We start from the raw sequence: 25,640 nt of genomic DNA on the forward strand, positions 1-25,640 counted from the left end.
TCTCCTTGAAATAAAGTCCCTCTAAAAAGCCCATAGCATAGCACCAAAAAACTAACAGCCCCCTAAAAAGTAGAAAATGTCTAAAAACTTGCGCGCCCTAGGCGACTTAGGGTTTTTAAAAAACTCCTCAGGGCTTGCCTGCTCCACAACCAAGCCCTCATCAAAGAACACCACCCTATGCGCCACTCTCCTAGCAAACTTCATTTCATGTGTAACAATCACCATGCTCATCCCCTCACCGGCGAGCTCTAAAATCACCTCCAACACCTCTTTAACCATCTCAGGATCAAGACTAGCGGTGACTTCATCAAAGAGCATGATCTCTGGTTGCATGCACAGCGCGCGCACAATGGCAACCCGTTGCTTTTGCCCCCCGCTAAGTTCCCTAGGATACGCCTGCATTTTATGCTCCAACCCTACGCGCTTTAAAAGCGTGTGCGCCTGCTCTTTAACATCCTCTTTAGCGCGCTTTTGCACCTTCATAGGGGCAAGCAAGATATTTTGCAGCACGCTTAAATGGGGAAAGAGTTCGTAATTTTGAAACACCATGCCGATCTTTTGACGCACCCTACCCCAATCCTTGCTGTGTTCGATTTGCTCCCCATTAAAAATGATTTGCCCGCCATAAATCTCCTCCAAGCCATTCAAGCACCTTAAAAACGAGCTTTTACCACACCCGCTCGCCCCTAAAATCACCACCGCCTCCCCCTTTTCTAGGCCAAAATCAATGCCCTTCAAGACCTCGTGATCGCCGTAGCGTTTTTGTAAGTTCAGGGTTTGCAAGATCGCCATTTAACCTCGATTGCGCTGGAATTTCTTTTCCAAGTATTGACTAAGGCAGGATAGGGGGTAGCAGAGCGCAAAGTAAAGGGCAAAAATTAGCCCATAGACATAAAAACTCGCATGGGGCATATGGATTAAATTGACCTCTATGATCTGCTGCCCCACTTTGAGTAAGTCAATCGCCCCGATTAGAGAGATTAGGGCGGTGGTTTTGATCATCCTTGTGAAAAGATTCACGCTTGCGGGCAGTAGGGCTAGTAGGGCCTGGGGAAAGAGGATATAAAAAGTGGTTTGCAAGGGGTTTAGCCCCAAAGCAGCCGCGCTTTGGTTTTGGTGTTTAGAGATTGCGCTTAATGCCCCTCTGGTTAAATCCATCATCTCGGCTGCCCCCCACAGGCTAAAGACCACCACCCCGCCTGAAAACGCCTCAATGTGTAGATTAAAGACAGAAGCCAAGCCAAAATATACGATGAAGAGCCATGCCAAGAGTGGCACGATGCGCATCGCCTCCAAATACACCCGACATGCCAGCCTAAACAAGTACCCCCCAAAAGCCATCACCACCCCCAAAGAGAGCCCCCCCACAATCGAAAAAAAGATAGAGATCAGAGCTAGGGCTAAAGTCGTGACCAGCCCCTCGCTCAAGCGGGCTAGGTTGTCGGCATTAAACAGCTGCAGTGCCTCTAGCATGTTTTTTGCTTATAGTGTTTTTCTAAGAGCACGAACAACCCACTTAAGGGCAACAACACGACCAAATAAGAGAGCACCAATAAAATCAACGCCTCGTTTGTCTTGTAATAAATGCCAATCAAATCCTTCGCCACAAACATCACATCCGCCAGTGCGATCGCGCTCACTACGGAGGTTTCTTTGAGTAGGAAAATCACATTCGCCCCAAGGGAGGGCAAAGAAATCGCCAAACTTTGGGGTAGCAAAATATAGCGCAAACTCTGCCATTTGCTTAAGCCTAAGCTCAACGCGCTTTCAAACTGCACCCGGCTTAAAGCCTTAAGCCCTAGTAAAAAACTCTCTGCCATATATGCCCCGCCTAAAAACACCACGCCCAGCACGGCGCAGGCAAGCGCGCTTAAAGAAAGCCCCACTTCGTGCAAGCCGTAATACAAAAAGAAAAGCTGAATGAGTAGAGGGGCGTTTCTGGCTAACTCGGTGTAGCCCTTGGCAAAGCCGCATAAAAAGCGGGGCTTAAAGAAGAGACAAAGAGCCACTAAAAAACCTAAAAGGGTTGCCCCCAAAATGCCCAAAAAGGAAATCTCAAGAGTGAGGGCGAGGCCACGCCCAAAGAGGGGTAGGGCGTGGCGCACAAACTGCCAATCTACATCCAAATCTTTAACCTTCCGCAAACTCAAAGTCTGCTAAAAGGCTCTATCTTAGAGAAATAAGCTAAGGGTTGGCTTAAAACCTAAAGTGCCATTTTTTCCATCAAGTGGAAATTCATATAGCGATAAATCTCCTCTTTGCGTGCTTCTAGCTTGGAAGCCACCAAGTCTAAATACTCTTTGGGTGTGGGGATTTTGCCCAAGAGCGCACACACTGCCCCCAGCTCCGCACTACCCAAATACACTTGCGCACCCTTGCCCATGCGGTTGTCAAAATTGCGCGTAGAAGTGGAAAAGACCACGGCATTATCACGCACCCTTGCTTGATTACCCATACACAAGCTACAGCCCGGTACCTCTGTGCGCGCTCCAGCGGCCCCAAAAATGGCAAAATACCCCTCTTTAATGAGCTCTTGCTCGTCCATTTTAGTGGGAGGTACCACCCAAAGCCGTACAGGTGACGCGCCCGCCCCCTTGACAATCTCCCCAAAGGCTCTAAAATGCCCAATATTGGTCATGCAACTGCCAATAAAGACTTCATCGATTTTTTGGGGGCGTTTGGGGTTGGCTAAAACCTCGCTCAAAGTCGCGACATCGTCCGGATCATTAGGGCAGGCTAAGATGGGTTCTTTGACTTGGTTAAGATCGATTTCAATCACCGCGGCGTATTCAGCATTTGCATCGGGTTCTAGCAAAACAGGGTTATCAATCCACGCTTGCATTTTTTGCGCCCGCCTTTTGAGGGTGTCCTTGTGTTCGTAACCGCTCTCGATCATCTGCTCGATAAGCTTAATATTAGAGCTCAAATACTCAATGATGGGCTCTTTATTGAGGCGCACAGTGCAAGCGGCCGCACTCCTCTCCGCGCTCGCATCGCTGAACTCAAAAGCTTGCTCAATCTTGATATTGCCCAAGCCCTCAATCTCTAAAATCCGCCCATTAAAGATATTTTTCTTGCCCTTTTTCTCCACAGTGAGTAAGCCCTGCTTAATGGCATAGTAGGGAATGGCATTGACCAAGTCCCTTAAAGTGATCCCGGGCTGCATCTGCCCTTTAAAACGCACCAGCACGGATTGGGGCATATTCAAGGGCATAGTCCCCGTAACCGCAGCAAAGGCCACAAGCCCACTACCCGCAGGAAAGCTAATGCCGATGGGAAAACGCGTATGGCTATCCCCACCCGTGCCTAGAGTATCCGGCAGTCCCATGCGATTAAGCCATGAATGAATAATCCCATCTTTGGGTTTGAGTGCCACCCCCTTGCGGCTGGTAAAAAACGCGGGTAAGCTGGCATGCAGATTAATATCAGAGGGCTTAGGATAGGCAGCGGTGTGGCAGAAAGATTGCAAGACAAAATCGGCTTCAAAGCTAAGGCTTGCAAGCTCCTTGATCTCATCACGTGTCATCGCCCCGGTGGTGTCTTGACTGCCCACAGTAGTCGTAATGGGTTCGCAGTAAGTCCCGGGGCGCACACCCTCTAGACCGCACGCACGGCCGACCATTTTTTGCGCTAAAGTGTAGCCTTTGTGGCTATCAAGGGGTTGCTTCGGGCTGGCAAAGACTTCTGAGGGGCCTAGCCCTAAGAATTTGCGCGCTTTGTTGGTAAGCCCGCGCCCAATGATTAAAGCGATGCGCCCCCCGGCGCGGTATTCATCCGCTAGTGTGGTGGGTTCTAAATTAAAGCGGCTCACCACCTGCCCTTGCTTGCGAATTTCACCCTTGTAAGGATAGACTTGGATAATGTCGCCATCGTGTAAATCTTTCACATCAGCCACAAGGGGCAGAGCACCGCTATCTTCACAGGTAGCAAAGAAAATAGGCGCGATCACTCCGCCGATCACCACACCCCCTGTGCGCTTATTGGGCACATAAGGAATATCTGAACCAAAATGCCACATGATAGAGTTGGTCGCGCTCTTGCGCGAGCTGCCCGTGCCCACCACATCGCCCACATACACCACTGGCACGCCCTTAGACTTGATACTAGCTAACCTCTCTTGGTAATTCTCTATACGGTTTTTAAGCATGGCGTTAGCGTGTAGGGGGATGTCGCTGCGCGTAAAGGCATCGCTAGCAGGGCTCAAATCATCCGTATTGGTTTCGCCATCAATTTTTAACACACACAGCTCTAATTTTTCAGGCAAAGCGGGTTTATTCAAAAACCATTCAGCGTTCGCCCACGACTCTAAAACCTCTTTGGCTAGAGCATTGCTCTTGCTTAAATTGGCGATCGTTTCAAAAGAGTTATAGACCAAGAGCGTGGACTTTAACGCCTTGCACGCCTCTTTAGCGACCTCTGTATCCGTGCTTTGCAGGGCTTCTATCAAGGGCGCGACATTGTAACCGCCTAGCATTGTGCCCAAATAGTGCACCGCCTCTAGGGGGCTCAAATGCGCGCATGTACATTTTTTAAGCGCGATTTTGCCAAGAAACTCTGCCTTGACCTGCGCGCCCTCATCCACCCCGGGGCTCACTCTATGAATCAGCAAGTCTTTCACAAAAGCGCATTCCTCGTTGTTTTTGGAGTGCATCAACATCTCCACCACACCTTGGACTTGTTTGGCACTTAGGGGCACGGGGGGGATATTTTCTTGTACCCGCTCTTGCAGGGCTGCTTGGTATTCTTGTAAAAAATCCATGAAACTCCTTTGGATAGTGTTTTTGAGTATATAATAACTTCTATAAATTTTTGACCCCACAAAGTCTATGTTGTGGCTTGGCGGGCTAGATTGTGTAAAAAGGTTTGGCATGCGCTTTGGTAAAATCGATTATTTAAACCTCCTGCCCTTTGATATTTTCATCAAGGGCTACCCAACTCCCTCGACTTTTAAACAATTTCTAAACCACAGAAAGACCTACCCGGCAAGGCTGAATAAAGATTTTCTCTTACGGCGCATCGATGCGGGCTTCATCTCCTCCATTGCCGGCTATGCCTCTTGGCGTAAAAAACAAGTTACTCCCTGCGCCATCATTGGCAATAAAAAAGTGCTCAGCGTGCTGGTGGTACTCAAAGAGGCGGGCTTTGACACGCAATCGGCGACTTCTAATGCCCTATGCCTTGTTTTGGGGATTAAGGGGCAGGTTTTAATCGGGGATAAAGCCCTGCGTTTTTATCACCAGCCACAGCCCAAGCCCGACTTCGTGGATTTAGCCTCGTTGTGGTATGAGCGCACCCAGTTGCCCTTTGTTTTTGGGCGTTTTTGCTACCAAGCACACGGGGCGTTCTACCAACAAATGGCAAAAGCTTTTTACAAAAGATCTATGAAAATCCCCCACTACATCCTAGAGCAAAGAGCCAAGCAAAGCGGGCTTAATCGGGCGCAAATTCTGCACTATCTCAAACACATTTTATATCGGGTGCACCCCAAAGAAGAGTTTTCTTTGCGTTGTTTTTACCGCCAAGTGCGCCTAAAACGCGCCCCCAGACCTAGACGCTTTTAGGGCGTAGCATCCACTCAGCAAGCCAGCTTAAAACCCCCAGCACATAAAAGCTTAGGCGGGCTTCGTTGAAACGCTCGACCTGAAAGAGCGTGGGTGCACTGAGTAAAAAGATTAAAATCCCCGCCCCCAAGACCCATAAATTCGTGTATTCGTAAAGCCCAAAATAATGGGGACACTGAGAGAGCACGAACAGCAAGCCCGCAAGCCACAGACAAAAGAGCGCAAAATCCCCGCAGGTAAGCCAGTTTAGTGTCAATAGGTAGCTTTGCAAACTGGAGGCAAAGAGAAAAAATAAACAGGTGTTGAGCGAGGGAGCAAAAAAAAGCAAAGATCGCGCTGTCTGGCTGTCTTGCCACTTGAGTAAGAAACGCCCCAGTCCTAATACCCCAAAGGTAATGAAAAAGAATAAGGAGAGTAAAAAACCTTCAAGCGGGCTAGGGCTTGGGGGGTGTAAGCACAGACCAATAAAAAGTGCGCCACTGGCTAGGGCTATGAATTTAGCGCGGACATGCTCCTCTTTGTGCCACAAAGAGCGCAGTAGATATACCAAGGAGAGCGCAGCCCCGCATAAATAAAACCCCCAAATTAAGGGTCTGTAAAAGCCCTTGTTTAAAATGCTAAAAAATTGTGCGAACGAGTGACTAAAGCTTGTGCTAAGCAGGGCTAAAGCCGTGATCACAAAGAGCACAAAAAAGAGCGAGGAGAGCAGCATTTGGCAGCGAGTGGGTTTATACATCAGTAGTTTTTGCTAATGAAACTTTGCACACCATCGGCAATCCCCTGGGCGAGCCATTGCTCATAGCGTTTGTCTTGGATGCGCTTGGATTCTTTGGGGTTGGAGTTGTAGCCAATCTCAATCAAAATAGATGGCATGAGTGCCCCTGCCAGCACCCAAAAGGGCCCCTCTCTAACGCCCCCATCCACCACGCCCTTATAATGTTGCCGCAATTTATTCAATATCCCAAACTGCACATCAATGGCAAGTTTATTAGAGATGATGAGCCGTTGGGAATTAAGGGAGTTTAAGAAAGAAAGTTTGGAGAAATAATCCATGACTTTGACATCGTCTTGGTTTTCTTGCTCGGCGACCTTGCGCGCCCGCTCACTCCTAGCGGTGGAGAGAAAATAGGTTTCGATGCCCTCGGGGTTAGTGGGGGCACTCTTGGGGATCGAATTGGCGTGTATAGAGATAAACAAGTCGGCGTTTTTGTTGTTGGCAAATTCAGTGCGGGCTTTCAGGCTGATATACACATCTTTTTTACGCGTCATATAAACCTTATAACCCCGTTTAATCAATTCTTGTTGTAAGTCCTTAGCTACGGCAAGCACAATGCGTTTTTCACAAACATGATTTACCCCCAGTGCCCCGCAGTCATGTCCGCCATGCCCGGGATCGATCACCACCTTAAACTGTTTCAACTCCTTGGGGTTAGGCTCTAAAATCCGTACATTTTGGCGCACTAAAGGGTGGGTTTGGATGAAGATATATAAATGGTTGTGGGCGATTTTATAACTGTAAGTGGTGTTCTTGTTCCAAGTGATCCAAATTCGCGTGGTTTTATGGTAGTGGGCGATTTTAACAGTACTCCTGTTAGCGAAGTGGTAGCGTCTAGGTGGGGGCTGAAGCTGGGCTTGCACCCGTAACAAGGCCTTAAAATGAGCAAGACGGGTTTCTTGCACCGCATGGCGGTTGATGGGCTTGTTGAAGGTGATGCGAAACGAGCTCACTCCAAAAGGCACGACATCGACGATTTTAAGCTCATGGGCACCTAGGGTGCAGACAAAAAGGCAAAGGAAAAGGAAGCGCACCTTTAGCCTTGGATCAACTCTTGCACCAGCTCATGGACACTGATGATTTTATCGATGCGGTATCCATTGGCCCCCGTGAAATACAGTCCCTCGGCGCGGTTGCCCTGATGGGCGCGCCCGAGCCCATCGGCGATGCAATAACCCACCTTGCGCGCCTCTTCCCCTCGATTGCAAGGGCTCACGCAATTGCTCACGCAGGCGATTTTAGGGGCGTTGCCCTCTTTAATGCGCTCTAAAACGCCTGTGTTGATGGCTCTGGCCGGATAGCCCACGGGAGATTTCACCAATAAAATGTCCTCTTTTTTCAAGGCGGGCAAAATCTCGGCGTAAGCTTTAGCATCGCACTCTTTCGTGCCTAAAAATCTAGTCGCCATTTGTACCCCGCTCGCCCCAAGACTTAGCATGGTGTCTATGTCCTTTCTATCCCAAATGCCCCCCGCGGCGATGATGGGGATGTCCCCCCACTCTTTAGCCGCCTCCACAATGCCTGGGACCAAATTTTCTAGCTGAAACTCTTCTTTAAAACAATCTTCGTATTTAAAGCCCTGATGTCCGCCGCTCAAAGGCCCTTCTACAATCACGGCATCGGGGACTTTCTTATAGCGCGCGCTCCAGCGCTTGCAGATGATCTGCAAAGCTTTGATGGAGGAGATGATGGGGATTAAAGCGACATTAGGAAAGTCTTTGGTAAATTCGGGCATGTTGGTGGGCAACCCTGCGCCGGTGATGATGACATTAGCCCCTGCTTCGCAAGCGTCCCTTACAACCCGCCCGTATTCGTTGATGGCGTGTAGGATATTTGCACCCAAGGGCTTAGAGCCACAGATTTTACGGGCGTTTTTAAAAATTTCATTCAGGGCCTGCTTGGAGTAGAAGTTCAAGGCTTCAAAGGGTTTTTTGGCGATGATTTTCTCCACAAAACGCATGTTCTTGTAATAGCCTGTGCCCACCGCTGAGATCACGCCTAAAACGCCCTCTTTGGCGGCACTGCCGGCTAATTCGTCCCAACTAATCCCCACGCCCATGCCCCCTTGAAATATGGGGTATTGGATGGTATGCTTACCGATTTTGAGCGGTTTTAATGTGGAAATCATGTGTCCTGCTTTAGTGGATGATGGCTTTTAAAAATTTGCGCTTGCCCACTTGCACCACATAAGTGCCCGGGGCAAAGCAAAATTGTTCGTCTAAGAGCACTTCTTGGTCGATCTTCACGCCCCCCGCCTTGATGTCGCGCCTAGCCTGGGAGGTAGAGGGGCTTAAACCCGCCTCTTTGAGCACTTGGGCGATCCAAACCCCCGCGCTAAACTCCATTTGCGCCAAATCGCTAGGGATTTGCTTTTGGCTAAAGATCAAGTCAAAGGTGGCTTTAGCTTCGTTGGCTAATTCTGTAGAGTGCAGACGGGCGGTGATCTCTAGGGCTAAATCCTCTTTCACCGCTTTGGGGTGCAAATCCCTTTTTTCTACACCACTTTTAAGCGCGGCAATTTGGGCACTTGTTTTACTGCTTAAGAGCTCATAGTAACGCCACATGAGGGTATCGCTGATGCTTAAAAGTTTGGCATACATGCTCTTTGGCTCTTCGCTCACGCCGATATAGTTGCCTAAACTCTTACTCATCTTAGCTACCCCATCCAAGCCCTCCAAAAGGGGCATGGTCAGCACGCCCTGCTCTTTAGAGAGCCCATACGCCCTTTGTAAGAACCGCCCCACGAGCAAGTTAAACTTTTGGTCATTGCCCCCCAGCTCAATGTCGCACTGCAGTGCCACCGAGTCGTAACCTTGTAAAAGCGGATACATAAACTCAACCATGCTGATGGGCTTTTTCTCTTTGTGGCGTTTCTCAAAATCATCTCTTTCTAGCATTCTAGCCACTGAGAATTTAGAAGTCAATACCAGCAAGCCCTCCGCGCCCAGCGGGCGCAGCCACTTGGAATTGAAACACACATCGGTTAAGGCGGGGTCTAGGATTTTAAATACCTGCTGTTTATAGGTTTTGGCGTTTTGCAACACTTCCTCAAAGCTTAAAATTTTGCGCGTTTCGCTCTTGCCGCTGGGATCGCCGATGGTGGCGGTGAAGTCCCCAATCACAAACTGCACCCTTGCGCCGTGTTTTTGCAAGGTGGCGAGCTTGTTTAAAAGCACGGCATGCCCTAGGTGCAAATCGGGAGCGGTAGGATCAAAGCCCGCCTTGGCACTAAAACGCTCTCCGGTGGCATAAAACTTCTCCACGAGACTTTGCAGATACTCCAAACCGATGCACTCGCTCATGCCTCTTGTAATATCTGACATTGCTTCTGTAACGCTCATATCCATCCTTTAATCCTGATAGGCATCTTTGATACTTATAAACTCTGTAAGGCGGTCTTTATATTTGTGGGTGAGCATGTCCTTAAACTCCCCAATCTCTCTCTTGCCCGTGTATTCAAAGAGAATCTCGCAACTCGTGGAGTATTGCCCATGGCTGGCGTACTGGATCTTTACAATGTTACAGTCGTTTTTGTTCAAAAAGTTGAGCACTTGTAAAAGACTATCCCTGGTGCTGCCGATATAAATGTTGATTTTGTAAATCTCCTTGTCCTTCTTACTCCAACTGATAAAAACCATTGGCAAACCCACATTAATATCGGCATGCCCCACCTTGCAAACCTTGGTGTGTACCACAACCTTATGCTCTTTAATGCTGGGTATGACTGCCACGATATCATCGCCCTTTTTGGGGTGGCAACAATCGTTAAAAATCACTTGTTTGATTTGGGTGTGGGGGTTAGTATACACGATAAAATGGTCCAAGTCGCATTTTTTCAACCCGATGTGGGGGGCGGGTAAGCCCAAAATACGCCCAAATTTAAATTGCATGAGATTTTTCATCAAAAAGCCAAATTGCTTTTGCTCTTGTTTGTGGTGGGGACGGGGGTGTTCTTGTACCTTCTCCTGGATTTGTTCCACGAGCTTTTTTACCCCCTCAATGCTTTTGATCGCCTCGCTCAAACTCCCCTCCACGCCGTGCTCAGCGAGCTTTTTTTCAAAGGCGGCGTATTGCTTTGGCCCGATCTCTGTGCCAAAAATGGGGGTTTCGAAGATGGTGTTTAAAATGTTCACCATGCTTTTTATATCGATCTCTTTGAGGCGGTTCTTTTGTAAGCGTTCTAAGTGGTTCTTGGCCCGCGTGGTACGGAGTTGGTTGATCAGGGTGAAACGGGGGGTGCTTTCTTCGCCCTTGATGATTTTCACCACATCCCCGCTCCTTAGCTTCACATTCAACTTCACTTCTTTGTTGTTGACAAAGGCGGTTTGGGCCTTGTCGCCCAGTTCGCTATGGATCATGTAGGCGAAGTCGAGCACGATCGACTCGGCAGGCAGAGTGTAGCTGTCCCCGCTGGGCGAAAACACCACAATGTCTTCACGATAAAGCACATCGTTTTGCACCAGTTCGTAAAACTCCTGGGGGTTTTCTTTAGACTCTTCGCTTTGGTATTTAAGGTTGTGCAGCCATTTTAAATGTTCACTCTCCACACCCCCGGCCTTATACTTCCAATGTGCCGAATTGCCATACTCCGCTCCTAGGTGCATGTCAAAGGTGCGGATTTGGACTTCATAGATGTTTGATTCGTCAAAAATGGTGGTGTGGATCGTTTGGTAGCCATTTTCTTTAGGCAGGGCGATATGGTCTTTAAAGCGCGACACAATGGGCTTGAAGTGCAAGTGCACGATGCCTAGGATTTTATAGCACTCTAGGGGGGTTTTGACCAATACCCGCACCGCCATTAAATCTAAAATCTCATCCTTGTTCACAGCCCCTTTTCTCTGCATTTTCAAATAGATGGAGTAAGGGCGTTTAATCCGTGTGGCGATTTTAAAATCCCCTTCACTAAAGCCCCCCTCATAAAACATTTTCTCTAATTTACCCGCAAATTGGTTGAGTTTTAAAAATAGGGCTTGTTTGCTCTGCTCTAAATAGTCCTGGATGCTTTGGTATTCGTGAGGATAAATGTAATAAAAACATTTATCCTCAAGTTCATTTTTAATAGAGGACATCCCTAGGCGGCTAGCAATTGGGGCATAAACAGCGATGGTCTCCTTAGAAATGCGGATTTGCTTGTTTCTAGGCAAAGCGTCTAGAGTTAGCATGTTGTGCAGGCGGTCGCTGACTTTCACCACTAAAGCCCTGGGGTCCTTAATGGCACTCACGAGGATTTTCCTAAAGGTGAGGGCTGTCAAGAGCAAATGGGGGTTTTCAGGGTCAAAGGCGAGTTCCTCCTTGCGAATTTCGGTGATTTTGGTGAGCGCATCCACTAAATTTGCTACATCCTCGCCAAATTTGTCTAAAATTTCTTGAAGTTCGCAGGGTGTGTCCTCCACGACATCGTGCAAGAGAGAGGCACAGATCATCGCCTCATCCCCCCCACAAAAAGCGACAATGCTCGCTACACAAATGGGGTGGGTGATGTAGGGCGCGCCCCCTTTACGCTTTTGGCCTGTGTGGTAGTGGGTGGCTAAATCGAGGGCTTCTTGGATTTTGGGGGTGATGGCGGTGATGTTTTTTAAGACAGCAACCGCCCCTTTAGGACTCTCAATGTCCTTAACGATTTCTAAGACTTCGCTTAATCTGCCATAGTGGGGCGGTTTAGAGTCTTTCATCAATGGAGTCAAGACCGATTTTCCCCTCTGCAATTTCGCAAATGGCAATATCGGTGGGCTTGTGGGTTTTGGTGTCCATCGCCACAAGGGGTTGCACCCCAGCGCCTAACTGCTTGACGCGTGAAAAGATCAAATTAGAGAGAATGTAGCGATCCCCATTAACCTTATCCAAAGCCTTAGCCACAATTTCTTCTGTTCGCATCTGTGCTCCTTTTTTGTTACTTCACCATAGAAAACACGCCCTGTTGGTCTTTAATCACATGCAACAAATTGTCTTTTTTAAACATGTTGCAGACCACGATGGGCAGTTTATTATCTTTGGCCAAAGAGATGGCGGTGTCGTCCATCACTTCAATATTGCCGATCAAGGCTTCATTATAGCCCATGACATCGATTTTTTGAGCATCTTCAAACTTATGCGGGTCTTTGTCGTAAATCCCATCCACCTTCGTGGCTTTGACGATCAAATCCGCCCCGATCTCGATTGCGCGTAGTGTAGCGGCGGTGTCAGTGGTGAAAAAGGGATTGCCCGTGCCCGCCGCAAAGATCACGATCCGCCCCTTTTCTAAATGCCGAATGGCCTTGCGGTGGATGTAGGTTTCGCACACCTCTTGGATCTCCACCGCGCTTTGCACCCGCACATCCAGCCCCATGTGCTCTAGGGCTTCTTGCATCGCAACCGCATTGATCACTGTCGCCAACATGCCCATGTAATCCCCGCTTGTGCGCCGAATGATCCCCCCCTTAGCCGCGCTCACCCCCCGGATGATGTTGCCCCCTCCGATCACGATGCCGATTTCAATGCCGTTGTCGGCAAGCATTTTGATCTCTTTAGCGATGTAACTTAAAATCTGGATGTCGATCCCAAAATTGGTATCCCCCGCCAACGCTTCCCCCGAAAACTTCACCAACACACGCTTTTTAGAGTGTTCCTTGCTTTGCATAAACTCCCTTCGATTCTATAAATGCCAAAAGATTGTATCTTACAAGAAATAGCCTTAAGTCAAGGCACGCACCACGCCCGCCATCGCCTCCACGCTTTCAAGGACTTCCTGTTGGCTGATTATGTAAGCGGGCATGAAGTAAATGGTGTTGGCTAAGGGGCGTAAAAGTAGCCCCAGTTCTAAGCCCTTTTGAAACACCGCAAGGCTTAGGCGTTGGCTGCCCTGATAGCCCTCCAGCTCAAAGGCAAAGACCATGCCACACTTGCGCAAGTTTTTCACCCCCCTTAGCCCTGCTAATTGCTCTTGCATGCACGCATAGATAAAATTACTAAGCACCTTGTTTTGCTCCACCACGCCCTGCTCAAACAAGTCTAAAGTGGCGTTGGCGCAGGCGCAGGCCAAGGCATTGCCCGTGTAGCTGTGCGAGTGCAAAAAGCTTTTATCCTGTTCATAGGGGGCGTAGAATTTGTGATAAATGTGATCGCTTGTGAGCACCACCGCTAAGGGCAAATACCCTCCCGTGATCCCCTTAGACAAACATAAAAAATCGGGTTTCACGCCACATTGCTGGTAGGCAAAAAGCGCGCCCGTGCGCCCAAAGCCCACCGCGATCTCATCAAAGATCACCAAGACTCCCCGCTCTTGGCACATTTGCGTGGCTTGTTTGACAAAATCCGCGCTGTAAAAATGCATGTTGCCCGCACACTGGATCAAGGGCTCTAAAATGAAAGCACTCAGATTGTGAGACTCCCTATCTAAAATCTGCTCTAGGGCGTGTAAGGCTCTAGCAATGTCCGCCTCGTCTTTAGGCACGGGGGTTTGCAATTGCGCGCAAAAAATGCCCTTGTAGGTGTCCTTATACAGCCCCACACCCCCCACGCTTAACGCCCCCAAAGTTTCGCCGTGGTAGCCATTTTCCAGTGAGAGGAATTTTGATTTTTGTTTGCCCTCGAGCAGGTGGCTATGGTAGCTCATCTTCAGTGCCACCTCCACGCCCGCTGAGCCATTGTCGGCAAAAAAGCACTTGTCAAATCCGCTTAGCGCGCACAATCTCGTAGCTAAATTAATGGCCTGGGGGTGGGTGAGCCCTGCCAACAACACATGCTCTAATTGCTCGACTTGCTCTTTAAGCTTTTGGTTGATGTAGGGGTGGTTATGCCCAAATAAATTCACCCACCAAGAGCTGATCCCATCGATGTAGTGCCTACCCTCAAAGTCGTAAAGATACACCCCTCTAGCGGACTTGATAGGCAGTAGGGGTAGATTTTCATAGTCGTGCATTTGGCTACACGGGTGCCAAATGTGTTTAAAGTCTAAAGCGTGCCATTCAGCATTACTTGGCATACAAAACCCTCTAAATCGGCATTTTTAGCCTGAAAGATAAAAAATTTAGAAATATTTTAGTGAAATTCTTATAAAATTGACACTTGTGGTGAAATTGCGTAACAAGGGTAAGGGTCTATGATTTCGTGGATGCAAAAGCACAAAAAGTATTTGGTGGTGACAATTTGGATCAGCACCGTCGCTTTTGTGGCTGCAGGCATGATCGGCTGGGGGCAGTATAACTTCTCTTTGGCGGGCGGGAGCGTGGCAAAGGTGGGGCAGATTTCCATTAGCCAAGAAGAGCTGGCTAGAGAACATAAGCAACTCTTAGACATTTACAGCCAATCCATCCCCAATTTTAAAGACTTGAGCGAAAAAGAGATCAAAGCCCTAGGACTGGAGCACAACGCCTTGAATGTGCTCATCAACCAAGCCCTACTAAAAAACTTTGCCCTAGATTTGGGGCTGGGGGTGAGCGATAGCGAGATTGTCGCCGAGATTCAAAAAAGTGAACTCTTCCAAAGAGACGGGCATTTTGACGAAGGGCTGTATAAAAAACTCCTACAAGAAAACAACTTCCGCCCCGCTGCCTTTGAAGACAATGTGAAAAACACCCTCCTGCTTAAAAAAATCGCCTCCCTATTCCCCCAAGCCATAACCCCCCTAGAGCAAGAATCGTTCATGCTCCCTTTAAGTTTGCAAGATCGGGTGCGTATTGAGGTGCTCGAGCCTAAAGAAATCCCTTTAAAAGAAGAGAGCCTTAGGGTCTACTACAACGACCACAAACAAGACTACAAAAAGCCCACGAGCTACACCCTAGTCAGCGTGCAGGTTACTCCCAAAGAAACCCCCAAAGAGAGCGATTTAAAAAGCTATTTTAACAAGCACAAAGAGCAATACACCCTGCAGGGCAAGCCCCAAGAGTTCAGTAAGGTGGAAAAACAGGTGCGCCAAGACTACAACAGCGACAGAGCTAAAGAGCAGGCCCTCAAAGACTACCTCGCCTTAAAAAAGGGGCAGCTTAAAGCCGAAAGCGAAACCTTCACCACCCTGCCTTACGGCGAGGACATCAATAAAAAAATCGAGTCCATGCGGGTGGGTGAGGTGTTAAAACCCCTGCCCTACAAAGAGGGGTGGGTGGTCTTAAAACTTGTGGCAAAAAACGCAAGCGCACTTGAGAGCTTTGCCGAGGCTCGCGCAAAGATCGTCCAAATCTTACAAATAGAGGCGCAAATTAAGGAGCTTAAAAAAGAAGCTCTGCAAAAGTTGCCCACCTTCAAGGGCAGCGACATCGGGCTATTGAATTTAGACTTTAAGGGCAACATCCACGACTTGGGCAAAAAGCCCTCTAAAGCCCTCGTGGATTACATCTTTAAACACCCCTACCAAGAAGGCTTTGCGCTCTTGGAGGGCCCTAGGGCGGTGCTGTATAAGGTCTATGCCCAAGATTTCAAACACCAAGTAAAAAACACTGCCTATTTACAACAAATGGTACAAAACCTTAAAGCCCAAGCCCTAGATGGGGCTCTGATCGCCATGTTGAAACAACGCTATAAAATCACCCTATACGCTAGGAGTCACCCTTGAATCCTATCGTTTTGGGCGTAGATATTGGCTCGAGCAAGATTTGCGCCATCATCGCCGAGATCAAGGATGGCACGCCACAGGTGATCGGTGTGAGCGTGCATAAATCCGAGGGCGTGAAAAAGGGCAATATCAGCAACATCAGCCAAGCCGGCGAGATCGTCAAACAAGCGATCGAAGACGCGAAACGCATGGCCGGGCTTGCCTTTGTGGAAAAGGCGATCGTGTCCATCTCTGGGGCGTGTACGCAGAGCGTGAACAGCGCGGGGCTCATCAATGTCCCCAACAATGAAATCACACTCAAAGAAATTAACCGCGTGCTCGACACCGCTTTGCACAGTGCACACATCCCCACGGGCTATGAAGTGATCCACATTCTGCCCTACCAATTCAAACTAGACAGCCAAGACAACATTGAAGACCCCATGGGCATGAGCGGCTCTAGGCTAGAAGTGTCCACACACATCGTCACGGTGCAGCGCAGCAGTTTGGAGAATTTACGCCGCACGATCCAAATTGCGGGCGTGAAAATCGAAAATGTCGTTTTAAGTGCCTACGCGGCATCCATTGCAGTACTTAACGAGGACGACAAGGCCCTAGGTGTGGCGTGCATCGATCTAGGCGGGGGCACTTGCAATATGATGGTCTATGAGGGGGGTTCTATGTGCTTTAACAACTACTTAAATGTGGGCTCGGAGCACATCAGGGATGATTTAGCCAGCGTGCTAGAAGTACCTTTGGGCACAGCCGAGTACATCAAAAGGCAGTACGGCAATCTCATGGCAGAAGAGAGCGATCAAGAGATCGAGGTGCCGGACATCGGGGCAGAGAACAAGAAAAACCGCCTCTCTTTACAGCTCGTGCACAACATCATTAGGGCTAGGGTGGTGGAAACCTTTGATGTTTTGAACCGCCGCTTGATTAAAAGCAATTTGAAAGACAGCATCCGCAGGGGCGTGGTGCTGACCGGTGGCATGACGCATGTGGAGGGGATTAGAAATGTCGCCTCTGTAATCTTTGGCAACATCCCCGTACGCATTGCCAAGCCGGTGGAGCTTAGCGGTTTGTCGGAGGAACTTAAAGACCCCACAAGCTCAGTGGCAATTGGGCTCATTTTATACGGGGCGGGCAAGCACACGAATTACGAAAAAGACTCGGAAAAAACGATCCGTTACAAGGAAAACAAGCAGGCTCTACCCGCCGGTTTCACCTACACCCAAGAGCGCAATTACATTGAAGCGGATTTAACGAATCTTAAGAATACGGGTGCTAACGAGAGTGTAAAAGAAAGAAAAAAGGATATAATACCAGCTCCTGAGATGCCCAAAAAAGGGGGTTTTTTGGACTGGTTCTCCAAGTTATTTTAAAGGATGAGTTGTGGCAATGGCGCATGAAGACATAGGTGTAGAAGAGATTTTTGAAACCAATGGGGCAAAGATCGTCGTGATCGGCGTGGGGGGCGGGGGCTCGAACATGATCGCCCACCTGATTGCCACGGGTACTTACAAGGATATCACCTTGATTGTGGCAAATACAGATGGACAGGCCCTTAAATCCTCGAGTGCGAAAAATAAAATCCGTTTGGGTGAAAAACTCACGGGAGGTAGAGGGGCTGGGATGAAGCCCGAGATTGGCAAACAGGCCGCCCAAGAGTGTATCGAGGCAATCAAAGAAGTGGTGAGCGGGGCGGACATTGTCTTTATCTCAGCAGGGCTTGGTGGAGGCACGGGCACAGGGGCAGCTCCTGTGATCGCCCAGGTGGCTAAGGATGCGGGGGCACTGACCGTTTCAGTTGTTACCAAGCCCTTTAATTTTGAGGGCAAGAAGCGCGCCAAAATCGCCGAAGAGGGCTTGAAGGAATTAAAGGCGGTCAGCGATTCCATCGTGGTGATCCCCAATGAAAGATTGGTGGGTTTCATTGATAAAAATATGGGCATGAAGGACAGCTTTAAAGAGGTGGATAATGTCCTTGCTAAAGCCGTGAATGGCATTTCTGGGGTAATCATCAATTACGGCGAAAACGACATCAATGTGGACTTTGCCGACTTGAAAACCGTGATGGGGCATAAGGGCTTGGCATTGATGGGTATTGGTGAGGCGACTGGGGTGAATGCTGCCACGGTGGCGGTGGAAAACGCGATCACTTCGCCTCTCTTTGACAACATTTCCATCAATGGGGCAATGGGGGTTTTGGTGAACTTTGAGTGTCACCCCGATTACCCCCTAGCCGAGATCACAGCATCCGTAGGTATTTTGGGCGACATGGCAGATGACGATGCGGACATCATCTTTGGTAAATGCACCTCAGTCAACATGCCCACAGACCAAATTAAAGTCACGATTGTTGCCACCGGTTTTGAGAAACAAGAGGAGCCAAAACCCGAGCACAAGTCTGAGGGCCACACACCCAACTTATCCAAAAGCACCCTGGGGGGTTTGCGTTTAGCTAGCGGGGATGACTACCAAAATATCGACCTAGATATCCCCGCCTACCTGCGCCATCAAAAGGACTAATAAAACTCTAGCATACGGGCTTTATAGTCCGCATACGCCCCCTTTAAAATCGCTTCCCTAGCCCCCCGCACCAAGTCTAAATAAAAATACAAGTTATGCAAACTTGCTAAACGAAAGTAAAGCAACTCCCTAGCCTTAAACAAGTGGTGTAAGTAGGCTTTAGAATAGTGTTTACAGGTGTAACACCCACATTTAGGGTCTAGGGGCTCTTCGCTTGCTTTTTGCGCCTGCGCCTTAATAGAAAGCTTGCCAAGGCTTGTAAAAAGTGTACCATTGCGCGCGTTTCTTGTGGGCATCACGCAGTCAAACATATCCACTCCCAGCTCAATGGCGTTTAAAATATCCTGTGGTGTACCCACGCCCATTAAGTAGCGGGGCCTATGAGGGGTTAGAAACTCTGTAGTGTGGGCGATGGTTTCTTGCATCTCGTGCGCGCTCTCGCCCACCGCCAGCCCCCCGATTGCATAGCCATCAAAATCCAACTCCCCTAGCTCTAATGCACTTTGGCGGCGTAAATTAAAGTCAGTTCCACCCTGCACAATGGCAAAAATGTGGTTGCTTGCCCTCGCGTGGGTTTTATGGTGTTTGAGACTGCTTTGCGCCCATTTGGTGGTTTTTTCTACGGCTAGTTTTAGGCGATCAAAGGGGGCGGGCAAGCCCACTAAGTCGTCTAGCACCATGCAAATGTCGCTGTTTAGGGCATATTGGATGTCGAGCACCTTTTGGGGAGTGAAGAGATGCAAACTACCATCAATGTGGGATTTGAACACGATGCCCTCGGCGTGCTCTTTGGTGTTGTGCTTTAAAGAAAAGGCTTGAAAGCCCCCGCTGTCGGTTAAAAAATTGCCCTGAAATTGACTAAAGCCGTGCAACCCACCCAGCTTGCAAATCAAGTCTGCCCCCGGCCTTAAGTATAGATGGTAGGTGTTGCCTAAAATAATGGGGGCTTTTAAGTGTATTTGTAAATCTAGTGCGTCTAGGCTTTTCACACTCGCCTGGGTACCTACGGGCATAAAAATGGGAGTTGGCACCACGCCATGCGCTAGTTTTAAGGCCCCCGCCCGTGCTTTTTTGTCTGTGCCATTTAGGGTAAAATCCATTTTTAACCTTGATCTTTTTGGTTATAATAGCCGAAAATGTCGGGAAATGCGGGTTGAAGAAAGTTGCTTTGATTGTGGAGGGCGGGATCGCCAAAAAATTCATGGAATTGGTGGTCTCCAAGTATTTTAGCAATAATTTTTACTTAGTCATCACCAAGTCCCCCGAGTGCCTGCCCCCAAGTTTACCCAGCACCTTTGAGGTACATGTCTTTGACCCCACTTCCGCCTATCGCTTAAACCCGCTCATAGATGCCCATGTGAGCGATGCCTTTGTGTTACTAGAGAATGTTCAAGAGCAGCAGGCTGTATGTGAGATCATTAGGCAGAAGAATAAAGAAGTGCGCCTTGTGAGCTTGGCGCAAAAGTGGGAGGGGGTGAAGGATGAGCGGGTGGTGCTCTTAAACCCGAGTGAAATCATCGCCAATAAATTCATTGCCAAAATCCCCAATGTACCTAGTGTCCCGCAGGGCTTTGGGCTAGAGCAGGGCGAGCTTATGGAGATTGGCGTGCCTTTTGGGAGCGTCTTTGCTTACCGCCACATAGGCTCTTTGCGCCAAAAGGATTACCGCATTGTGGGGGTTTATCGCAAAAATGGCTTTTATTTAAGCCACCCTTCTATGGTGATCCAACCACGAGATCAGCTCTTGGTGGCAGGCAATCCTGAAACTTTAAATAATGTCTATTTGCAGGTGAAAAGCAATGTAGGGCAGTTTCCCGTGCCTTTTGGGCGCGATTTCTATTTATACCTTGACATGTGTTTGCAGAGCAAAGAGGCCATGCAACGAGATATAGACCAAGCCTTGGTGTTGCATCGCCAGCTAAAAAGCGCAATGCTTTATATCCATGTGTTAAACCCCACAGACCCCGCCACGATCGAGCAAATCCGCACCATTGAAGATAGGAGTATTCGGGTGGTGTTGGACTTTAGAGGTTTGAGTTTTGCCACCAAGCTAAGAAAGGATAGCCAAAAGAAAATCGGACTTGTGGTGGTGGGCAAAGAGCTTTTTAAACGCCAAGAGAACCGCAAAGCGTTGTTTGAGAGCGTAAGCCCCATTTTTAAAACCAACGCCACAGGGCTAAAGGGGCTACAAAAAAGCCTTGTGGTACTGAACCAAAGCATGGAGGGCAATGAGGATATTTCCTCTGTGATGTTTGATGTGTGCGCACAGATGAATTTAAAAATGTTGCTCTACGATTTTGACCCGGACAAACGCTATAATGTTGAGGTGATCCAAAATTACCGCTATCTATCCCACATTTATAATAGGAAAATCAAAGTGATCCGTACCCAAAGCAAAAACCCCATGCTATTTTTAAAGAGTCTTGAAACCCCGATTTTGCAATTTTTACCCTTTGAATCGTGCATCACCAAAAACCCCTTTTGGGGGCTGTTTTTCGCCAAGTTGGAACGAGTGGTGTTTTTAAACGACAATCACCCCCAAATGTTTATCCCCGTGGTGGAGTGACCCATGCAATTAGAGGTACAGACCAAGGATTTTAGCTATCCAGTGCGTATTGGTGCTTTAGAGCCAATCGCCCATATGGGCAAGGTGTTGGTGGTGAGCGACTCCATAGCCGCCCCCTTGCATTTAGACACGCTTTTAAAGAATCTACAAGCCCCGCACATTTTCACACATGTTTTGCCCAGCGGAGAGGAGTTTAAAACATGGCAAAGTGTGGAAAATATCCTAGAATCCGCTTTTCAAGCCAATTTGAGCCGCAAGGATTGCATGTTGGCTTTGGGTGGGGGGGTGGTGAGCGATATGGTGGGCTTTGCCAGTGCCATTTATAAAAGGGGCATTGCTTTTCAAATCGTGCCGACCACACTATTAGCCCAAGTGGATGCGAGCGTGGGGGGCAAGACGGGGATCAACAACAAATATGGCAAGAATTTAATCGGGGCGTTTCATCCCCCAAGAGCAGTTCACATCGATCCCATATTTTTAAACACCTTGCCTAAACGAGAGTTTAAAGCGGGCGTTGCCGAGATGATTAAAAAAGCCGTGTGTTTTGATGCGGATTATTTTAAATGGCTAGAAAGCCATCCCTTAGAACAGCATTTAGAGATGGGCATTTACAAAAGCGTGGCGATCAAGGCTAAGGTTGTGGCACTTGATGAAAGGGAAGATGGACCACGCATGGGACTCAATTACGGGCACACCTTCGCGCATGCCATTGAAAAGGCGGGGGCGTACAGTACGCATTTACATGGCGAGGCAGTGGCGATTGGCATGCAAATGGCAAACGCCTTAGCACTCAAACTTGGACTACTAGAGCAGGATACTAAGGAGCGCATACAAGCGTTGCTGCAAACCTATGGACTAGATTTGCCCTACCGCATTGCCAATTTTGAGAGTTTTTACAAGGATTTACAAATGGATAAAAAGAATAATAAGAGCATTTGTTTTATTTTGCCAAAAGGTTTAGGCAACTTTGTGGCGCAAGAGGGCATCGATCAAAATATCGTCCAGAAGGCACTCCATGCGTGGCTTTAGTGTGTTTTTATTGCTCTTTGGACTGCTCTTTGCCCAGAGTGTGCCAGAGCTTACCCAAAAGCTAGATAGTCTTAATAAAAAGCTTGAAAAGACAGACAGCATATGGCTACAAAAGTATAAAAACTTTGAGGACTATGGAAAAATCTCTTTAGAGATCGCTAAAATCCAAAACAGCCTCAAAAAGCTTGATAGCAATAGCTTAGAGGCCAACAGCTTAAAACACAGCCTACAGGCCCTGCAACACCAAGAAAAGTTATTAGAACCCTACAAGAGCAACCCATTTAAAGGTTTGATAGAAAAGCCCTCCATCGCCAATGTGCCTAATATCAACAGTCCCCTAGCCATCGTTACGGGCTTGTCCTTCATTAAAGCCATGCACGCCAAACTTGCCGCTCTAGAGCAACATCAAAAGGCACTCGCCCAAATCGTGGCTACGATCTACGAAGAACTTAAAATCTTGCAAGAACTGCAGAACCTAGAGCCTAGCAAATGGGAAGCCTCCCTATATGCCCAAAAGGTGAAGCAAATTGAATTTGAAAACGCGCAGAGTTTATTAAAGGCCAGCCTAGATGCCTATAGCAAGGACATGGAGGAAACCACCCAAGCCATCAAGGCGCAAATCAAAGACCAGTTGTTTAAACTATTTTATGTCCTGCTGATTGTGTGTGCGAGCGTGGTTGTGGCGTGGGTGTTAAAGCACCTCAGCCATAAATACCTATACAACGATGAGCGCGCCTACACCATCAACAAAGCCATCAACTTCATCAACGCCAATGTGGTGGTGCTCATCTTCCTTTTTGCCTATTTAGAAAATGTGTCCTACCTTTTTACCATGCTCGGTTTCGTGGGCGCGGGCTTTGCCATTGCCATGCGCGACTTGTTTATGAGCGTGCTTGGCTGGCTTACCATCATTTTAAAAGGCAGTGTGCATGTGGGCGATCGGGTTACGGTGTCTAAGGACACGAGCGTGTATGTGGGCGATGTGCTCGACATCTCTATGCTCTACATCACTTTATTTGAGGCTGTAACGCCCACTACCTACCTTAAAAACAATGGGCAAGCCGGGCGCATTGTCTTTGTTCCCAATAACTGCATTTTCAATGGCATGCTCACCAACTACAGCCACTTGGGGCTAAAGACCATGTGGGACAGTGTGGATTTCTTTTTAACCTTCGACTCCAACCAAGAAAAAGCCCAAGAAATCGCCGCCCAAATCGCCGCCAAGTATTCTAAAGAGTTTAGTCAAACCACTGCTGTGCAGCTCACTAAAATGCGCACTAAATACGCTCTACGCTCCATTGAGACCGAGCCCAAAGTCTTTTTGATGACAGAAAAGGACGGCTTGCGTTTGTATGTGTCCTACCTCACCAACGCCTATGCTACGCTCTCCTTGCGCTCGCAGATCACCAGTGCTATTGTGCAGGCCTTTTTAAAAACAAACGATGTCTTTTTAAGCCCCACCCTAAAGGAAATGCAAACAAAACAAGAAAAGCAGAGCGATGCACCAGGCACAGGTGTTTAACGCCATATGGGGGCTTGATGTCTATGCCCGCTTGCCCCGCCTCCTCTTTTTAGAAACTACCCTCTAAAAAGCGTTACCAATCCCCCCAAAAGTACTGCTTGCCCCGCTTACGCCCTTAAATTGTGGTGTGTGGTTATCAAATCTAGCTAACATGGTTAAAATTTTTATGGATGTGCAATGGAGAAAGTAATCGCCGAGTTTCGGGCATTTGTGGCGTTACGCCAACGGGTTTCGTGGGTCTTGGCGGGGGTGGTCTTTGTGTGTTACTACCTATTTGTGCTAGGGATCGGGCTCTTTCCCCAAGTGCTCGCCTACCGCCTAGGGCCTAGCGCGATCACGCTGGGTATTGTGGCGGGGATGTTTTTGATTGTGCTTTGCATCGCGCTCACGGGGATTTACACTTTTTTAGCCAACGAGCATTTTGACACCCGCCAAGCGCAAATTTTAGATAAGCTCAAAGAGAGCGGGGCACTGCAGGAGTTGCAAAATGGCACGCATGGCACGCATTAGTTTGATCTTTTTAAGCGGGCTTGGTGTCCTTAGCGGGGCTGGGTTAGAGAATATGCAGGTGCATAAACAAGGGTTCAACCACACCGCCGTGGCGATGTTTGCCATCTTTGTGCTCAGCACGCTATGCATCACCTACTACTCCAGCAAGAAAAGCCAAAGCGCGAGTGGGTTTTACACCGCCGGGGGGAGCATCACGGGGCTACAAAACGGCACTGCGATCGCGGGCGACTTTATGAGCGCGGCGAGTTTTTTAGGAATCACCGCCCTAGTCTTTACCAATGGTTTTGATGGCTTGATTTACTCTGTGGGCTTTTTGGTGGGCTGGCCTATCATTTTATTCTTGATCGCTGAGAAATTCCGTAATCTAGGCAAATTCACCTTCGCCGACATCACCGCCTACCGCCTAGAAGCCAAGCCCATCCGCATCCTATCGGCTATCTCAGCACTCAGCGTAGTGATCTTTTATTTGATCGCCCAAATGGTGGGGGCAGGCCAGCTTATACAACTCCTCTTTGGCCTGCCTTATAGCGTGGCGGTGGTCTTGGTGGGAGTGTTGATGATCTGTTATGTTGCCTTTGGGGGCATGCACGCCACCACTTGGGTGCAGATCATTAAAGCGATCTTGCTGCTGTTGGGGGCGACCTTCATGGCAGTGATGATCTTATACTTAACCAAGTTTAATCTTAGCCACTACTTTTCCCAAGCGATCAAGCACCACCCTAGGGGCGAGGCGATCATGGGCCCGGGGACATTTTTACCCAACACTACGGCGGCGATTTCTTTGGGGCTGGCTTTGATGTTTGGCACGGCGGGTTTGCCCCATATTTTGATGCGTTTTTTCACGGTCAAGGACGCAAAAGAGGCGCGCAAATCGGTTTTTTACGCCACGACTTTGATCGGCTACTTTTATATTTTGACTTTTATCATTGGCTTTGGGGCAATCGCTCTGCTCTACACCCGCCCCGAGTTTGTCGGGCCTAATGGGGTTTATAATGGGGTAAAAAACATGGTGGCGATCAATCTAGCAGGCGTGATCGGGGGCAATGTGTTCCTAGGCTTCATTTCAGCGGTCGCCTTTGCTACAATTTTAGCGGTGGTTTCAGGGCTGGCAATCTCAGGAGCGGGGGCAATCGGGCATGATTTATTCGTGCATGCGATCAAAAATGGGCAATGCGATTCCAAGCTAGAAATGCGCGTCACTAAGGGGGCAACGATTGCGATCGGGCTTTTGGCGATTGTGCTAGGCTTGGTCTTTGAAAACCAAAATGTCGCCTTCATGGTGGGCTTGGCCTTTGGGATCGCCGCGAGCGTGAATTTCCCCATTTTATTTTTGAGCATTTATTGGAAGAATCTCACCACGAAGGGGGCTTTTTGGGGAGGGCTCATCGGCTGGCTGGCGGTGGTGGGGATGGTGGTTTTAAGCCCAAGTATTTGGGTGAAAAGTCTAGGGCACACACACGCCCTCTTTCCTTACGATCACCCCGCCTTGTTTTCCATGCCCTTGACTTTTATCTTGATCTTTGTCATATCCAAATGCGACAAGAGCCCACGAGCACAGATGGACAGGGCGGGCTTTAGCGCGCAAGATTTTAGGGCACAAAGCGGCGTGGGCATTTCTAGCGCAAGCACACATTAGGAGG

The 25,640-nt window shown here is 48.5% G+C and carries 22 protein-coding genes; 9 read left to right on the forward strand and 13 right to left on the reverse strand.

Annotated features, from left to right (window positions below; genetic code table 11):
• Positions 1–51 precede the first annotated feature (51 nt).
• From AOG36_RS04335 to acnB, 4 genes are all read right to left on the reverse strand, one after another.
• Positions 52–792, reverse strand: a complete 741-nt coding sequence (locus tag AOG36_RS04335; protein WP_015106869.1) for an amino acid ABC transporter ATP-binding protein — start codon at positions 790–792, stop codon at positions 52–54.
• On the reverse strand, positions 793–1,473 hold the full coding sequence (locus AOG36_RS04340) for an amino acid ABC transporter permease (RefSeq protein ID WP_015106868.1): 681 nt from the start codon (positions 1,471–1,473) through the stop codon (positions 793–795).
• Positions 1,467–2,126 (reverse strand): amino acid ABC transporter permease, encoded by a 660-nt coding sequence (locus AOG36_RS04345; RefSeq protein WP_015106867.1) that lies wholly within the window; start codon positions 2,124–2,126, stop codon positions 1,467–1,469. Before AOG36_RS04345 ends, AOG36_RS04340 begins: the two co-directional genes overlap by 7 nt.
• Positions 2,127–2,203: 77 nt before the next feature.
• Entirely contained in the window at positions 2,204–4,759 is a 2,556-nt protein-coding gene (acnB, locus tag AOG36_RS04350) for a bifunctional aconitate hydratase 2/2-methylisocitrate dehydratase (protein WP_015106866.1), read from the reverse strand.
• Between the two features lie 109 nt (positions 4,760–4,868).
• Between acnB and AOG36_RS04355 the strand changes: the two genes are divergently transcribed.
• On the forward strand, positions 4,869–5,561 hold the full coding sequence (locus AOG36_RS04355) for an MqnA/MqnD/SBP family protein (protein WP_053825604.1): 693 nt from the start codon (positions 4,869–4,871) through the stop codon (positions 5,559–5,561).
• On the opposite strand, the gene AOG36_RS04360 is transcribed toward AOG36_RS04355, so the two are convergent.
• From AOG36_RS04360 to AOG36_RS04395, 8 genes are read right to left on the reverse strand one after another with little or no spacing between them, the layout of a single operon-like run.
• Complete coding sequence (locus AOG36_RS04360) at positions 5,548–6,297, reverse strand: hypothetical protein (protein ID WP_015106864.1); 750 nt, start codon at positions 6,295–6,297, stop codon at positions 5,548–5,550. The genes AOG36_RS04355 and AOG36_RS04360 overlap by 14 nt on opposite strands.
• The gene (locus AOG36_RS04365) at positions 6,297–7,370 is read right to left on the reverse strand and encodes an N-acetylmuramoyl-L-alanine amidase family protein (RefSeq protein ID WP_015106863.1); all 1,074 of its coding nucleotides are present in this window, start codon (positions 7,368–7,370) and stop codon (positions 6,297–6,299) included. The genes AOG36_RS04360 and AOG36_RS04365 overlap by 1 nt, the downstream gene beginning before the upstream one ends.
• Before the next feature lie 2 nt (positions 7,371–7,372).
• Positions 7,373–8,464, reverse strand: coding sequence for a nitronate monooxygenase (locus tag AOG36_RS04370; RefSeq protein ID WP_015106862.1), 1,092 nt, complete (start codon positions 8,462–8,464; stop codon positions 7,373–7,375).
• Positions 8,465–8,474: 10 nt separating this feature from the next.
• Positions 8,475–9,677 carry a tyrosine--tRNA ligase gene (gene tyrS, locus AOG36_RS04375; protein WP_015106861.1) on the reverse strand — a complete coding sequence of 401 codons (1,203 nt, stop codon included), beginning with the start codon at positions 9,675–9,677 and terminating at the stop codon, positions 8,475–8,477.
• A 9-nt stretch (positions 9,678–9,686) separates the two neighbouring features.
• Entirely contained in the window at positions 9,687–12,008 is a 2,322-nt protein-coding gene (locus AOG36_RS04380; RefSeq protein WP_053825606.1) for a RelA/SpoT family protein, read from the reverse strand.
• A complete protein-coding gene (locus tag AOG36_RS04385) occupies positions 11,995–12,210 on the reverse strand; it encodes a DNA-directed RNA polymerase subunit omega (RefSeq protein ID WP_015106859.1) in 216 nt (71 codons plus the stop codon). The genes AOG36_RS04380 and AOG36_RS04385 overlap by 14 nt, the downstream gene beginning before the upstream one ends.
• Positions 12,211–12,226: 16 nt before the next feature.
• On the reverse strand, positions 12,227–12,952 hold the full coding sequence (pyrH, locus tag AOG36_RS04390) for a UMP kinase (RefSeq protein WP_053825607.1): 726 nt from the start codon (positions 12,950–12,952) through the stop codon (positions 12,227–12,229).
• Positions 12,953–13,006: 54 nt separating this feature from the next.
• Positions 13,007–14,296 (reverse strand): adenosylmethionine--8-amino-7-oxononanoate transaminase, encoded by a 1,290-nt coding sequence (locus AOG36_RS04395; RefSeq protein ID WP_015106857.1) that lies wholly within the window; start codon positions 14,294–14,296, stop codon positions 13,007–13,009.
• 117 nt (positions 14,297–14,413) lie between these two features.
• Between AOG36_RS04395 and AOG36_RS04400 the strand changes: the two genes are divergently transcribed.
• From AOG36_RS04400 to ftsZ, 3 genes are read left to right on the forward strand one after another with little or no spacing between them, the layout of a single operon-like run.
• A complete protein-coding gene (locus AOG36_RS04400) occupies positions 14,414–15,862 on the forward strand; it encodes a peptidylprolyl isomerase (protein WP_015106856.1) in 1,449 nt (482 codons plus the stop codon).
• Positions 15,859–17,226, forward strand: a complete 1,368-nt coding sequence (gene ftsA / locus AOG36_RS04405) for a cell division protein FtsA (protein ID WP_015106855.1) — start codon at positions 15,859–15,861, stop codon at positions 17,224–17,226. Before AOG36_RS04400 ends, ftsA begins: the two co-directional genes overlap by 4 nt.
• A 16-nt stretch (positions 17,227–17,242) precedes the next feature.
• The gene (gene ftsZ / locus AOG36_RS04410; RefSeq protein WP_053825706.1) at positions 17,243–18,373 is read left to right on the forward strand and encodes a cell division protein FtsZ; all 1,131 of its coding nucleotides are present in this window, start codon (positions 17,243–17,245) and stop codon (positions 18,371–18,373) included.
• Here ftsZ and tgt read toward each other — a convergent pair.
• A complete protein-coding gene (gene tgt, locus AOG36_RS04415) occupies positions 18,370–19,473 on the reverse strand; it encodes a tRNA guanosine(34) transglycosylase Tgt (protein WP_015106853.1) in 1,104 nt (367 codons plus the stop codon). The two genes, ftsZ and tgt, sit on opposite strands and share 4 nt — an antisense overlap.
• Before the next feature lie 53 nt (positions 19,474–19,526).
• Here tgt and AOG36_RS04420 point away from each other — a divergent pair, with 53 nt between their 5' ends.
• From AOG36_RS04420 to AOG36_RS04440, 5 genes are all read left to right on the forward strand, one after another.
• Entirely contained in the window at positions 19,527–20,939 is a 1,413-nt protein-coding gene (locus AOG36_RS04420; protein WP_015106852.1) for a COG3400 family protein, read from the forward strand.
• A gap of 3 nt (positions 20,940–20,942) precedes the next feature.
• Positions 20,943–21,968 (forward strand): 3-dehydroquinate synthase, encoded by a 1,026-nt coding sequence (gene aroB / locus AOG36_RS04425; RefSeq protein ID WP_015106851.1) that lies wholly within the window; start codon positions 20,943–20,945, stop codon positions 21,966–21,968.
• Positions 21,955–23,490 (forward strand): mechanosensitive ion channel domain-containing protein, encoded by a 1,536-nt coding sequence (locus tag AOG36_RS04430; protein ID WP_015106850.1) that lies wholly within the window; start codon positions 21,955–21,957, stop codon positions 23,488–23,490. Before aroB ends, AOG36_RS04430 begins: the two co-directional genes overlap by 14 nt.
• Before the next feature lie 177 nt (positions 23,491–23,667).
• Positions 23,668–24,000 (forward strand): DUF485 domain-containing protein, encoded by a 333-nt coding sequence (locus AOG36_RS04435; RefSeq protein WP_015106849.1) that lies wholly within the window; start codon positions 23,668–23,670, stop codon positions 23,998–24,000.
• Positions 23,987–25,636, forward strand: coding sequence for a cation acetate symporter (locus AOG36_RS04440; RefSeq protein WP_015106848.1), 1,650 nt, complete (start codon positions 23,987–23,989; stop codon positions 25,634–25,636). Before AOG36_RS04435 ends, AOG36_RS04440 begins: the two co-directional genes overlap by 14 nt.
• Positions 25,637–25,640 lie beyond the last annotated feature (4 nt).

This window comes from Helicobacter heilmannii (assembly GCF_001283065.1).
Classification (GTDB): Bacteria; Campylobacterota; Campylobacteria; order Campylobacterales; family Helicobacteraceae; genus Helicobacter; species Helicobacter heilmannii.

What these genes read in the sequence shown, in the direction of transcription:
- pyrH (WP_053825607.1), bottom strand. Translation starts at nt 12,952, where the DNA reads ATGCAAAGCAAGGAACACTCTAAAAAGCGTGTGTTGGTGAAGTTTTCG.
- AOG36_RS04340 (WP_015106868.1), bottom strand. Translation starts at nt 1,473, where the DNA reads ATGCTAGAGGCACTGCAGCTGTTTAATGCCGACAACCTAGCCCGCTTG.
- acnB (WP_015106866.1), bottom strand. Translation starts at nt 4,759, where the DNA reads ATGGATTTTTTACAAGAATACCAAGCAGCCCTGCAAGAGCGGGTACAA.
- tgt (WP_015106853.1), bottom strand. Translation starts at nt 19,473, where the DNA reads ATGGATTTTACCCTAAATGGCACAGACAAAAAAGCACGGGCGGGGGCC.
- AOG36_RS04400 (WP_015106856.1), top strand. Translation starts at nt 14,414, where the DNA reads ATGATTTCGTGGATGCAAAAGCACAAAAAGTATTTGGTGGTGACAATT.
- AOG36_RS04395 (WP_015106857.1), bottom strand. Translation starts at nt 14,296, where the DNA reads ATGCCAAGTAATGCTGAATGGCACGCTTTAGACTTTAAACACATTTGG.
- AOG36_RS04380 (WP_053825606.1), bottom strand. Translation starts at nt 12,008, where the DNA reads ATGAAAGACTCTAAACCGCCCCACTATGGCAGATTAAGCGAAGTCTTA.
- ftsZ (WP_053825706.1), top strand. Translation starts at nt 17,243, where the DNA reads ATGGCGCATGAAGACATAGGTGTAGAAGAGATTTTTGAAACCAATGGG.
- AOG36_RS04430 (WP_015106850.1), top strand. Translation starts at nt 21,955, where the DNA reads ATGCGTGGCTTTAGTGTGTTTTTATTGCTCTTTGGACTGCTCTTTGCC.
- AOG36_RS04355 (WP_053825604.1), top strand. Translation starts at nt 4,869, where the DNA reads ATGCGCTTTGGTAAAATCGATTATTTAAACCTCCTGCCCTTTGATATT.
- AOG36_RS04335 (WP_015106869.1), bottom strand. Translation starts at nt 792, where the DNA reads ATGGCGATCTTGCAAACCCTGAACTTACAAAAACGCTACGGCGATCAC.
- AOG36_RS04360 (WP_015106864.1), bottom strand. Translation starts at nt 6,297, where the DNA reads ATGTATAAACCCACTCGCTGCCAAATGCTGCTCTCCTCGCTCTTTTTT.
- AOG36_RS04440 (WP_015106848.1), top strand. Translation starts at nt 23,987, where the DNA reads ATGGCACGCATTAGTTTGATCTTTTTAAGCGGGCTTGGTGTCCTTAGC.
- AOG36_RS04435 (WP_015106849.1), top strand. Translation starts at nt 23,668, where the DNA reads ATGGAGAAAGTAATCGCCGAGTTTCGGGCATTTGTGGCGTTACGCCAA.
- AOG36_RS04370 (WP_015106862.1), bottom strand. Translation starts at nt 8,464, where the DNA reads ATGATTTCCACATTAAAACCGCTCAAAATCGGTAAGCATACCATCCAA.
- tyrS (WP_015106861.1), bottom strand. Translation starts at nt 9,677, where the DNA reads ATGAGCGTTACAGAAGCAATGTCAGATATTACAAGAGGCATGAGCGAG.
- AOG36_RS04385 (WP_015106859.1), bottom strand. Translation starts at nt 12,210, where the DNA reads ATGCGAACAGAAGAAATTGTGGCTAAGGCTTTGGATAAGGTTAATGGG.
- aroB (WP_015106851.1), top strand. Translation starts at nt 20,943, where the DNA reads ATGCAATTAGAGGTACAGACCAAGGATTTTAGCTATCCAGTGCGTATT.